This is a genomic window from Citrobacter sp. RHBSTW-01013 (assembly GCF_013781985.1).
In the GTDB taxonomy this organism is placed as follows: domain Bacteria; phylum Pseudomonadota; class Gammaproteobacteria; order Enterobacterales; family Enterobacteriaceae; genus Citrobacter; species Citrobacter braakii.
Window position 1 is genome coordinate 41,529 of the sequence record NZ_CP056186.1, and the last position, 11,946, is coordinate 53,474.

At 58.5% G+C, this 11,946-nt stretch carries 14 protein-coding genes; all 14 read right to left on the bottom strand.

All coding sequences use genetic code 11. The annotated features are described in order from the left end of the window. The 14 genes from traH to HV350_RS25265 are packed head-to-tail and all read right to left on the bottom strand — an operon-like array spanning position 1 to position 11,835. Positions 1-1,362: a conjugal transfer pilus assembly protein TraH gene (traH, locus tag HV350_RS25200; protein ID WP_071687474.1), complete on the bottom strand. Its 1,362-nt coding sequence runs from the start codon at positions 1,360-1,362 to the stop codon at positions 1-3. Further along, a complete protein-coding gene (gene trbB / locus HV350_RS25205; protein ID WP_071446641.1) occupies positions 1,362-1,973 on the bottom strand; it encodes a type-F conjugative transfer system pilin assembly thiol-disulfide isomerase TrbB in 612 nt (203 codons plus the stop codon). The genes traH and trbB overlap by 1 nt, the downstream gene beginning before the upstream one ends. 24 nt (positions 1,974-1,997) lie before the next feature. Further along, positions 1,998-2,774, bottom strand: coding sequence for a type-F conjugative transfer system pilin assembly protein TraF (gene traF, locus HV350_RS25210; protein WP_071446642.1), 777 nt, complete (start codon positions 2,772-2,774; stop codon positions 1,998-2,000). Next, positions 2,771-4,600 carry a type-F conjugative transfer system mating-pair stabilization protein TraN gene (gene traN, locus HV350_RS25215; RefSeq protein WP_071687475.1) on the bottom strand — a complete coding sequence of 610 codons (1,830 nt, stop codon included), beginning with the start codon at positions 4,598-4,600 and terminating at the stop codon, positions 2,771-2,773. Before traN ends, traF begins: the two co-directional genes overlap by 4 nt. Continuing rightward, complete coding sequence (gene trbC / locus HV350_RS25220; protein WP_181630725.1) at positions 4,597-5,211, bottom strand: type-F conjugative transfer system pilin assembly protein TrbC; 615 nt, start codon at positions 5,209-5,211, stop codon at positions 4,597-4,599. The genes traN and trbC overlap by 4 nt, the downstream gene beginning before the upstream one ends. Positions 5,212-5,229: 18 nt before the next feature. After that, entirely contained in the window at positions 5,230-6,225 is a 996-nt protein-coding gene (gene traU / locus HV350_RS25225; protein ID WP_071687477.1) for a conjugal transfer pilus assembly protein TraU, read from the bottom strand. Beyond that, a complete protein-coding gene (traW, locus tag HV350_RS25230; protein WP_071687478.1) occupies positions 6,222-6,857 on the bottom strand; it encodes a type-F conjugative transfer system protein TraW in 636 nt (211 codons plus the stop codon). Before traW ends, traU begins: the two co-directional genes overlap by 4 nt. Then, a complete protein-coding gene (gene trbI, locus HV350_RS25235) occupies positions 6,857-7,321 on the bottom strand; it encodes a type-F conjugative transfer system protein TrbI (protein ID WP_071687479.1) in 465 nt (154 codons plus the stop codon). The genes traW and trbI overlap by 1 nt, the downstream gene beginning before the upstream one ends. Beyond that, positions 7,318-9,909, bottom strand: a complete 2,592-nt coding sequence (gene traC / locus HV350_RS25240; RefSeq protein ID WP_081365520.1) for a type IV secretion system protein TraC — start codon at positions 9,907-9,909, stop codon at positions 7,318-7,320. The genes trbI and traC overlap by 4 nt, the downstream gene beginning before the upstream one ends. Before the next feature lie 10 nt (positions 9,910-9,919). Next, positions 9,920-10,561 (bottom strand): type IV conjugative transfer system lipoprotein TraV, encoded by a 642-nt coding sequence (gene traV / locus HV350_RS25245; protein ID WP_071687481.1) that lies wholly within the window; start codon positions 10,559-10,561, stop codon positions 9,920-9,922. A gap of 17 nt (positions 10,562-10,578) precedes the next feature. Further along, positions 10,579-11,013 carry a hypothetical protein gene (locus HV350_RS25250; RefSeq protein ID WP_224776423.1) on the bottom strand — a complete coding sequence of 145 codons (435 nt, stop codon included), beginning with the start codon at positions 11,011-11,013 and terminating at the stop codon, positions 10,579-10,581. Between the two features lie 8 nt (positions 11,014-11,021). After that, complete coding sequence (locus HV350_RS25255) at positions 11,022-11,438, bottom strand: hypothetical protein (protein WP_071687483.1); 417 nt, start codon at positions 11,436-11,438, stop codon at positions 11,022-11,024. Further along, on the bottom strand, positions 11,422-11,607 hold the full coding sequence (locus HV350_RS25260) for a hypothetical protein (protein ID WP_071687484.1): 186 nt from the start codon (positions 11,605-11,607) through the stop codon (positions 11,422-11,424). Before HV350_RS25260 ends, HV350_RS25255 begins: the two co-directional genes overlap by 17 nt. Positions 11,608-11,610: 3 nt before the next feature. Continuing rightward, positions 11,611-11,835 carry a TraR/DksA C4-type zinc finger protein gene (locus HV350_RS25265; RefSeq protein WP_071687485.1) on the bottom strand — a complete coding sequence of 75 codons (225 nt, stop codon included), beginning with the start codon at positions 11,833-11,835 and terminating at the stop codon, positions 11,611-11,613. Between the last annotated feature and the right edge of the window lie 111 nt (positions 11,836-11,946).

Below are 11,946 nucleotides of genomic sequence, written 5' to 3' on the forward strand. Positions count from 1 at the left end.
TTAATTCACCCTGCTGAACTGGTAGTTACCCAGCACGCGGTCGCTCATCTTTGAGGAGACCTGCTGGCGGATAAAGCGGATTTGCTGCTGGGCAGAGATGAGGGCGTCCTCCTTAATCTGCACTTCCATACGCAGCGAGTTGAGCGCCTGTCGGGCATCGGACAGGCCGTTTTTCAGCTCTTTCATGTTGGCCCCGGGATAATCTTTGGTGGCCAGCGAGCCGTTGACCACCTTCATCACAGCCTCCAGGTACTGCAGGTAAATATCGACGGCGATATAATCCGTCAGCTGTGCAAACAGGGACTGCGACACGCTCAGTGACGACTGGTCCACTATCCAGGACAGGATGGGGATGGAGGTGCTGTTGATGAACTGCTTCTCTTTCTCCGTCAGGGGCGAGTCGGTGATGGCCTTGTTCTCGATGCTGGTCAGCATGTCCTGTACCATCCGGATAAGGGATTTGGATTCGGATATCGTCACGTTACTCAGGGACGGGGACAGGCACTTGTTCTGGTTGTCGCAGACATACACCTTCGCGCTGCCCCCGCTCATCATCGCGGTCAGCAGACTGCGGTCGGAGGCCAGCGACGAGAGAATACGCATCTCCCCGTTGCTGCCGAAAATCACCGACCCGCTGATACTCATGGCAAACTGGCGCAGTTCCGCATTGCTGCTGAGCGTACTGTTACTGAGCGCATCCCACATCAGATTGATATCTTTCAGGACCTGGTCCTTTTCCGCCCCGGTAGCCTTGTCGGTAACAGCGTCGTATTTCCCGCCTGACGTACACCCCTGACGGGAAGACACCCAGTCAGAGAACACGTTTTTCTGCCCGGCGACCGACTGGCAGACGTTCTGCTGGCTCTCGCCCCACATCGACGCCACGCTGTCGACCATCGCTTTTGCCGCCTGGCAGCTCGACATATTGAAGCGGTTAAGGTCAGCGGCCATCTTCTGCAGGAAGTCTTTCGCGGCTTTCAGTTCCGGGACCGTGGTTTCCAGTGCGAGGTCAAAAAAGTATCCCGCCGCATTGGCCATTGTCTGTTTCACAAAAGCCATAATCTGGTCGGAGTTTATGAAAGAGAACGCGCCCAGATAGACGTCAATTCCGCCGCAGCCGGCGTTGATGGACGGCAGGCTGATGGAGATCAGCTGGATATTTTTATTACCGGTCCGGGCATAGAACGAACCGCCGGAGACATAACGCGCCGCCTGCCCCTGCCAGGCTTTGGCCGAGGTGGCATTACTGGCGTAACTCATGTCATTGAAGAAAGAATTCATGTCATCCTGCAGGCCGGCATGCGCCGTGCCCGCGCTGTACAGACCCAGCACCATCGCCAGGCAGAGTGGTTTCAGTCGCATTATCGTGGTCCCTCAGAAGGTGGTGGAAGGTGTTTCCCGGCCTGACGGTCCAGCGCCATCCGGAATACCTCATCGAGGCGGGAGCGGAACTCACCGGCCCCTGCCGCCCCCTGCAGCAGTGGCCAGGTTTCCATCGTGTTGACGTTGGTCAGAAAGGTGGTCGGTGTCGCCACTGGCACACCGCTCTGGAAATATTCCACCATCACATCCGGCGTGGCCGGGAGCACATCGGGGAATTCGGTATCGCCTCTCCCGTCGAGACTCACCGGGAACACGCTGAGGCCGGTCTGCTGTGACAGGGATTTCAGCACCGGCGCAAACTGGCGGCAGTACTGACAGGTCGACTGCATAAACAGCACGACCTTCCAGTCCTGCACGTTCACCTGTCGCCCGTCACTGAGCGGGAGCCAGACAGGGGCCGTATCCTGAACCGGACGATCAACTGTCGCAGTTGTCGGGGTCTTCGGCAGAGCGAGTCCGTCCAGCGCCGGGGCGGTACGCCCGGTCTTTGTGGCCTCCAGGGCGCGGATATCATCCAGGGTCCCGGCCTGCGTCAGGCCGGACAGCATCGCCGCCATCAGGATGGCGGTCTTCAGTAAAGGGATATTCATACGTTACCTTAGCGGTCGGAATTATCAGTAAGTGGCCCTGAACTGCGTCAGGACGCTGACCATCTGGTTATCGAGGTCGTCGTGGCTCATAAATCCCCATGCAAGGGGTTGCCACTGGTGCGTTTTCGGGTCGACCAGAAAGGTGGCCGGGAAGTGAGTGACGCGCATCTGCTCCGCCTGTCCGCTGTCAGGGCGGCTCTGTGGCAGCTGGTCGCTGATTTTGCCGTCCACACTGATCGCCATGAGCGTGATGCCCCGGTCTTCGCAGAAGGCGCGGATGACTCCGGCCATCAGGTTGTCGACGGCATTATTCCCGCGATAGAAGAAGAACAGGCCGTAGCGCTGCGCCACCTGGCTTATCACCGCACTCTGAACCTTCTTCTCTTCGCTCAGACGCGCCTCCACCGAACCGTTGTAGTGGCTGCGCTTCACGTTGTAGTCGAGCTCCGGGTATTTCAGACGCGCCAGTTTCGAGGTCTGGGTGAAGTCCGTCGCCCGGTCAGTCCAGAAGTTCTGCAGGGTCATAAAGCGGCGAAAGTTCTCCGCTGACGGATACAGAATGGCGGTATCGAGTGCTTCACGCGTCGCCTGCTGGAGCACTTTTTTTTGCTCTGACGGAGTCATACTGGCCAGACGCGCCTGCTGCGTCGGGGCTGGCGCGGGGGCAGGGTCTTCCTCAGCCGCATTCGGGTTGTACCACTGCCAGCCCTCTTCCCGGGCAAAGTTAGACGTCAGAACCTCATCCGGGGCGGCATGCAGGGTGGTGGATAACACCATCATCAGGACAGCGAGTCGTTTCATGGCGTCGCATCCTTCATTTTTTCCGCGATGATGTCCTGCGCTTTTTTCAGTAGTGCCTGGTCTTCGGGGATGTCGCTGCCGGCACTGAGGTCATCATAAAAATCGCTGAAGTTCATCACGCCAAAATCGAGTCGCTGGAGTTCATCCACCGTGATGCCCCGGCAGTCCGGTGATTTTCCCCCGCCGAACCCGACGCCCAGCTGGCCACGGCGGCCCTGCTCCTGGACGATACGCGCCAGTTTGGAGTCAAACACGCAGTAACCGCGCTTCTTCTCCAGGCACACGCCCAGCACCTTTTTGCTGCAGTACTCCCCGACATACACTGTCAGCTTTTTGTCCTTCGCCTTCCCGAGCGCCTTTTCCTCGCTGCTGCAGCTCGACAGGCCCACATCCTGGCCCCAGCCGGAGTCCTTGCAGCAGTTATTGAAGCCCACCGCCATCTTCTTGCAGTGCTGCGCTTCTCCGGTAAAGGCGCGGACGTTTTCCCCGTTCAGCAGAGCCACATCTTCCCCGGCAGCGGCCACTGCCGCCAGCGCCGAGACCGCCTGACCAAACATATTGCTGGTTCCCGTCTGCGCCTGGGCACAACTGCCGTCTTTACAGAAGAATTCCCCGCCGCAAATCTGGCCGTTACCCTCTTTTTTACGCTCACAGGAGTAGGTCACCTGCTGACTGACGCAGAAGCCGTCCACCGTGTCGGCACACTCGCTGCGGGTCACCGTACAGGTGGAGTCCCTCATGTATTCCCCGCAGGTTCCTTCCGTCTCTGTCTGGGTCAGGTACGTGTCCTGCCATTTCCAGCAGGCCTGATACGCACTCAGCGTCTGGCCACCGACCACAATCGTGCGGGTTTCACCCGGTTCCACGCACTGTGAACCGGTCATGGCCCCCTCGGTCTTGCTGAACGGACAGTTTTCGGACCAGGTCACGACGGGTTTGTAACTGTCCCTTTTTACCCGCAGCACGAAGCGCAGTTTAAACGGAACGTGTTTGCGGTGCGTCAGCGAGCCGGAGCCATCCCGGACTTTACGGGGATGACGGGAGGTGAACGACACACCGGCAGTCAGGGAGGACGGAACAGGCTTAAAGCTCACGTTGTTGTACGACCCCTTCTGGTGCCACTGCACGTTATTACCGAGAAAGGAAATCGTCATATGGAAACGCGGTTTGTTACCGAGGGAGTTACTCCAGGAATACGTGGCTTCCGTGATTTCCCCGCTGATTTGCGGCGTCACTGCCACCACGATGTTGCCGTTTTCCTCCCACGACGGCAGTTCACTCAGCTCATATTCCACCACTCTCACGTCATATTCCGTGCTGCCCTCATACCCCAGCGTGGCTGTGCGCGTACAGTACTGCTCGATCTTCGTATCCCGCAGACACTGATGGGTGGTGATTTCGGTAAAGCTGGCAGGCTGGTCCACGCAGCCGGCAAACCCGCCGCCGGTAATGGTCTCCGCCTTGTCTTTCATGGCCAGCCCTTCAGAAATAAACGGCGCATCCAGCGACGGTTTATTATCCGGCGGCGTGTTCAGAATGGATTCGGTGATGGTTTTCCCGGCCTCCGAGGTATTCAGCGCCGACGACCCGGGTGAGGTCATGTCCACGCCGGAGGACGTCACGCCCCCGTAATAGCCGCTTTCCGGCGGTGAGTCGGTGTAGCCGGGGATTGCCTCTGCCGGGTTAAACCCCTGTATGGCACCGGCCCCCTGCCCTTTGCTGGCGTTACCCTGCTGCATGCCCTGGTTAAACTGGTCATTCGCGACAAGTGGCTGAACAAGGCAGAAGGATGCCATCGCCATCAGTAAAGGAAGATACCGCTTCATTTCGCCTCCTCACCCAGCAGGTTCCGGGCCGTGTCAGCACAGTCACCCTCTTCCGCCACCCGCTTCAGGGCCTGATGTAACGTCAGGTCCCCCTGAAGCCGGTCGACCGTATCGCCCTGATTGCCACAGGCCACAATCAGCACCGGCACGGCGGTAATGTTGTATTTGCGAAACGTGGTCGGATCTATCTGCACCCCGCCGGTATTGCTCTCTTTCACCAGACCGGCCACGGCATTGGCAGTGGCCCGCATATCACCGTTGACCATCCCCCGGATAACCACCGGAATATTGAGTTGTGCCGCATCCTTCACGCGCTGTTTCAGTTCCTCCGCTGGCATCGAGAAGGACACAAACACCAGGGCCGCGTCCACCGGGCGCTCCCCGGGCTGCATGGCCTGACGGAACTGTGAGGCCTGCGCGTCCAGAAACGCCTGGTCCTGTGGTGTCACGGTGCGCGGCTGTTGCAGAAACTCCGGCATCTGCAGGGCACGAAAACGCTGCCTGTCCAGTTGCAACTGGTCGTGAATAAACTGGCGGTTCTCAGTATGGTCACTGGCCATCCCGGCCCCGCAGGTCAGAAGCACGGCCAGCGACATCAGTACTCGTTTCATTGTCTTTCTCCCTGTGACTTAAAGAAATACACAGTTACGCTTGCGCCAGAAGAGATACCCGAAATTGCGCCGGTCGTTGGGCATGTTCTTGCCGGTTTCCCAGCGGGTCACACTACGGCCCAGCGGATGACACTGGCCTGCATCGGGATATTTATTAACCAGGTGATACCGCCAGCGGCTTTTAGGGATGATCGGGGACGGATATTCAAAACACACGGAGGTGTTTTCACCGATGCTGTTCATCACCATGCCCTGACGGTGCAGTTTGAACGCCATGCGTTCACTGAGCAGTAAAGAGGTCTGCAGCGGGCTGAATTCGTTAGAGACATAGCCGTTAAACGGATACATGCTGCCCTGACTGCCGGCACACCAGAACAGGGCATCAATGGGTTTACCCGTGAGGCTTGCCACCGCGTCAGCCGCACAGGCTCCCTGGGCGATGATGTTGCCAAAGAGAATGGCTTCGGGCTGGATAATCATGCTCAGCGAACTGCTGTCCCACATCGGGTCCAGTTCGGACAGATAGCCGATATCCAGGTCACCACCCTGCAGGCAGCCCATCGAGGTGATAATGTTCAGCCAGTAGGTGAGCGGGTATTTGTACCAGTGGACATGGTAGAATGCGCCGGGATTTGCGCGGTTTTCCTGCCCGCCTGTCCCGCTGCCGACGTTCCCGATATTGATATTGAACCCGCCCAGATTCACCATGCAGTACGGGGAGCGCGTCACGTCCGTCAGCGCCATCGGCTCCCAGTACCCGATGGCCAGTCCCACCCGGTACAGAATGCCCATCGGGCAGAACTGAATCGGCATCGACGGATTCGGCGTGTCCGGCTGGCGACCTTTGGCCACCGGCACATTGCCGATGGTCACCGGGAAGATGCACTCCCAGCAGACATCGGTGATCGGGTTGACAAAATTCCCCTCGCATTCCGCAGAGGCCGCCTGTGTCGTGCCACTCATCCCTGCCAGACACAGAAATATCAGCCCCAGACCGGCCAGATAACGTTTCATGGCTTCACCTCCGGCGCGTCCAGGGCAAACGTGTCCACCCGCAGACGGCGACGATCTTCTGCCAGCGTCACCCGGGCCGGGATGGCTTTCAGCGCAAACTTCCGGCTGAGCGAGCCATCCTGGTCAAAGTAGATACGGGTATTCAGGGCGTTCGTGGCCTCCCGGACATCGCCGTTGACCAGAATGACGCGGTACGTCAGCGTCCCGGGCTTCTGCACCTTCATCCACGCCAGCTGCTGCGGGTTATCGGCGTCGATAAAGTACAGCGTGTCGGTAAACGGCACCGTATCCAGCGGATTAATGACCTGCCCTTTATGGGCAAACACCCGGCCCTGATGGTCTTTCAGGTCCTCACTGACCGTCAGGGAGGGGTCGATATAGTGCGTGGTGTTCTCCTGCGCCAGCGTCAGACCGTCAACCGGCTTCGGGCGCAGGGTGTTTTCAATGACGCGTTGTTTGAACGCTTCCTGCTCCCGGGCCATCTCGCCGCTGGCTTCCATCGCTTTCAGCCGGGTCTGGATGGTGGTCAGCATGTCCTGTTCGGCAATGGGGTACATCTCCCCCCATGTCCCCAGGTTTTTCGCCTGTACCATGCCGGGCAGGACAAGCAGAATGAGCAGACGTCGGTACATTACGGCGTCCCTCCTTCGGCCATCTTCGTCGCCACCGCGCTCTGGATCTCCCCGGTAATGTCAGCGGCCCCGCCGACCACTGCCGGCGTCACCAGGATAAGAGCGTCATGACGGCGCTGGTATTCCTGAAGCTCGGTGCTGAGGGCGTGCATAAACCGTTCCGTCAGGTCGGTCGTCTGTTTTTCATCCAGGGACCGGGCGCCCGCCTGGTCAGTGAACTGGTCGACCGTCCCCTTCATATCAAAGGACACGACTGTCGGGGTGCGCCAGCTAATCAGCAGCGACGTGACCGCCGCGTTGATACACACAATAGTGGCTGCAACCAGCAACAAATTGCGCAGGCAGCGGCGGCGACGTTGCTCCAGCCGGTGTCCTTTCGCTTTGGTGTTTCCCCCCTTCCTGACGTCATCTGCAGTAAGGGTGGGTTCAGGCTGAGCAGGAGTAAGGTTTTGCTCTGTGGTCATGCGGCCTCCGCGAGCGCTTCCAGTTCGCGCATCTCATCAGGAAAGTTACGGACAGCCAGCTGATACACCGCGTCATGGATATCCATGTTCTGTTCCCGGCACTGGCGGATAAATTCGAAGTCATCGCCCTTTGAACTGAACATCGCCCGACTCAGCGGATCGACAAAGAGACGATGGAAACTGCAGGTGTCGTTGATGCGCAGCATAAAGGAGGAGAACCACTGGTCTTTGGCATCCCCGAACTTACTGATTACGCTGCGCTCCAGTTCGCTGAACTGGTTGGGGCGGTTCTGGTTGTACTGCTTGAATTCAGACGCATCCTGCTTGAGCACCACCTTGAAGGCGGAGTTACCCCAGGCCGCTTTGGCCGCGCCGGAGGCATCATCGGCGTCAAAGTCCTTGATATTCTGGCTGATGGTGATGAACGCCCCACGGTGACGGCGCACGGTGCGGTAGCCGGTTTCAATAAACTGCCCGACCTTGTCATTTTTGAAGTTGAGCAGTTTCCAGCCCTCATCAATGGTGCAGCATTTCTTCAGGCTGCGCGGCGTGCGGTACATCTTGTCCTCGATGTAGATAATGAGGGAGAACATCACCGCAACCAGCAGGTCGGGTTTATCCTGCAGGCCACCCAGCTCCAGGACGATAAAGCGGGCATCATCGGTCAGGGAAGGCTCGTCGCTGTTGAAGTACTCGCCGTAAATTCCCCAGGAGCAGTACTTCCCGAGCAGTTCGACAATCTCATCCAGACGGTTGGTGATGCCGGGCGAGTTACGGTATTTCTCATCTTCGCGGATGGTCGTCAGCTTATGGACAACATGGTCGATACGCGCTTTTTCCCTGTGTTCTTCCCAGGCTTCCTGAACCCCGCGCAACAGCAGACTGTGGTGAACCTCATCCAGTGTGCCGTTGGGGCTGGCCAGCACGGCCAGCTGGTCACGGATACGCTCGCCGGATTCGTTGATGCTGGTGATGTTGGCAAACGGGTTAAACTTGAGTGACTTGCCGTCCAGGTAAGTGCCGCCGACGTTCTCACAGAACGACTTGTAGCCGTCGCCCATATCAAACACCCAGGCGATGCCGCCGGAGTCCAGCACGCTGCGCAGAATAGGCTGCACCAGACCGGTTTTACCGGCCCCGGACGTGCCGGTCACCGCCATGTTGTAGTTGGTGTTGCCCAGTCCGTCGCCGTAGATATCGAGGAACGCCAGCTGATTGCGGTAGGACGGCGTCAGCAGTCCCCCCTGACAGAGGCGGTTGTCGGCCACCACCGGCAGCAGGTTCACCGCCTGGATACTCTCTGCCCGGCAGGTGGCCCCGCCCATTTTGATATCGTCCCACAGCCCTTCGGCGTGGATGAAGGGGATCATCGCTATCCAGTTCCGGAACTGCATATAGGTCGGGGAAAACAGGTCGATGCCGTTCTTTTTAAAGGTGTTGATGACCTGCTGCTCGCAGACCAGGGCTGCTTCATCCGAATCCGGGCAGAACGTGGTGATGTTGTAGTAATAGCGGACGATGCAGGTCTGGTTGCTGTTGAGGTGCTCGCGGATCTCCTTCCACTCTTTAGCCTGTCTGGCCACACCGGGAAACAGGGTGGCATAAGGCGAGTTGGCCTTTTTCTCCCGGTCGAGGTACTTGCGCGTCGCTTCCCCCTGGGTGGCCACCTGGTCCTCGGCCTCCATCACCATCGTGATGACAAACGGGCTGGCAATGGTCAGGTCCGGGCTGAGGAGGTTGGACAGGTTATCGCCTCCCATCCACAGCATGAATATGTCCGGGTTGTTCTCCAGCATAAAGTTCATGGCCCGGGTGGTGGTCACCGTCCCCTGCCGGTCCGCCAGGCTGACACGGACATCGTCAGGACGCACATCGATACCGATGCGCTGGTCGACGCAACGCTGATGCAGCTCATCAAACTTCCCGACACGAACATCATCCGGATACAGCTGGTCATGACGGGCATTGAGCATCCCGTGCACCAGTGAGGCCAGCTCCTGGTCGTCTGCTGCCCGGGTGAATATCTTCGCCGCATCGAGCGAGGAGCGCAGGACCTTCATGGTGTGTGAGACTTCGGTCATCACCGCCGCCGTGCGTTTCTTTGCTTTCACACAGTAAGAGATATACAGACGGTAATCCCGCAGGGTCAGCGGCAGGCCGGTCGGGCTATTGAACTGCAGCTGGGTAGCCCGCTGGTAATAGGCCCGGGTAATACGGTTGAACTTATCCGCCTGCTTTCCCTGCCAGCGGAAGTCAGCCAGACCACGGTCCAGCTGGCTGCCAATCAGTTTGCTGGACACCAGGTGAAAGGATATCGGCGTTTTGCGGGGCAGCTTGCTCTTGATGAGGTCTTCCAGCACATAGACTATCTGCTCATTGGCCCCGATAAGCGGTTCGGCGTGCAGCAGAAAGCCCACGGTATTGCGGTTCACGAACAGGCCGCTGTCGCGGTCATAGTCGCGGTACGGCAGGATACTGGTCAGCTGCGGAAAATCCAGGCTGGCCAGGTTACGGGTCATCTCTGCCGCACCATCCGGCATCCGGAAGGCGCTCTGCAGGTTTTCCAGTACATTGAGAAACTTTTTCACCACAGGCTCCTTAATTCACGCGGGACGGGAGAACCCAGTCCGCCGGTTCGGCGACAAAGGACACGCGTCCGGGCTGATGAAAGGCGTTATCGCTGTCCACCCAGGGCGCAATCCAGACGGTGGCAATCCGGTCCTGGCTGCGCTGCGGATGCACCGAACCGGGGCTGTCACAGCGCACGGTCTGGCACGAGGGCGCAGTGACCGGTGTGACGGAACGCACTGGCGGCATGGTCAGTACCGGACGCGAAGCCGTGGTGCTCACCGGCGCGCCTGCCACCGGGCGCGGAGACAACAGGCCACTGGTGCGAACGGGGGCCGGAGCAGAGGGTCGGGCCGCTGACGTCACCGTGGTGGAAGCCCCCACGGACGGGGCGGACACAACGGGGGCAAGTGTTGATGCCGGGCGGATAACAGACCGTACCGGTACCGGCTGAGAAGCCGCCTGCGCCGGAAGGTTAACCAGGGAAGGCAGTCCGCCCGCAGCCTGCTTTCCCGTCTGTTTTGCTGCCTTGTCCCGGGCCAGCTGGTTGGCCTTCGTCATGGTCATACAGGTATCAGAGGTGGTGGCATCGCAGTCAAAGCTGCTTTTGACGCCGGCACAGCCGGATAACAGCAGGACGCTGCCTGCCAGTAACAGGGTGATTTTTTTCATATAACAGTCCTTATCAGTCAGGCATCAAAAGGGGCTGGCGCAGAACCCAGCGAGAGATGGATCAGGGTGATTTCTTTATCCAGGCAGTACTGCGCGTATTCCCAGGAAGAATCAGAGGTGCAGCCCCACTGGCGAAGCGGAGATTGTCGCAGTGGCTCCAGTTTTTGTATTTCGCCAGCCAGCTGCATGTGCCAGTTCAGCGGCAGAGTGGAATAACGCAGGACGATAATTTGTGCGCCCAGCGCAGCCACGCCGGTGAGGAGCAGAAAGTGCGTTAAGGCGTAGCCCACTATCAGCACCACAATGGCAATCACGAAAGACTGCTGTTTTCGGGGAGAAATATGTTCGTGGGTATGCAATATTCTGGCCCGCAAAATCTCCACCTTTTTACGTCTGGCAATCAGTTCCGGTCGGGTCAGATCACTGAAATCGCGCAGAAGTAATGAAGACATATCCATCATCATTTACCGTTTTCTTTTACCCACGCAGAAGAAACGACGTGGCCCTTGATATATCCCCTGCAGTTCTGACGGATGGCCTCAGCCAGTTCCTCTCCGTCATCGCCGGAATACAGTTCCCTGAGCCGGCTGACGTCAGATCGGGCCACAAATACCCGGGCAACCTGCTGTCTGGTTACGCCCCTGCCTGAACCCGGTTTTCCCATGAACAGGCAGTGCCGATACTCCCCCGACAGTTCGCACCTGAAAATCCTGACATTGTCGCCAGGGGAGTCAGAACACGGCAGAAATGCCGAAAACCTGAACGCGGTATCTGCGGCATGAACACAGATGACGCGCATCCCCTTATTCCCGCAGCGGGTTGCGGTATCTTTCAGATGACGGGTCTTACCCGGACCGCCATTACTGTTGGTTTTCATGATGTTCATCCCCTGAGTTTTTTTCGTTTTTCTGAATACCAGCGCGTAATTCCCGCCAGTCGTCGCGTTGCCGTTCTGATAAAAAGGTCTGCACAACCTCAACGCTGATAGTGGTCTTACCCATGCCGGATCTCCCCGGGACCATCACATTGCCTGTTCTGTCTTCCATCGCTCACCTCTGGTAGTGTTTGCTCCGGTGCTCCAGTACCCGCTGACATTCCGTGCAGGTCCGTACCCCGGGTATCGTTTGCTGGCGTCTGAGGGGAATGTCGTTGCCACAGCATTCACATTCGCTGAGACTTTCCCCGCCCCTGATGAGCTGCTGCCGGGCGGCCTGTATGTGCAGCCGGGTCAGCAGGTCTTCCTGCACCTGCAGATGGTCCAGTTCGTCGGCCATCGGCTCTCCTTGTTTACGCTGTCCGGACACGCTACCGCCCATCCCTTTCACGTCTTCCAGGGCACTGACTGTTCCGGATTGTGGTGTTCTGACCGGATAACCGGTCCCTGC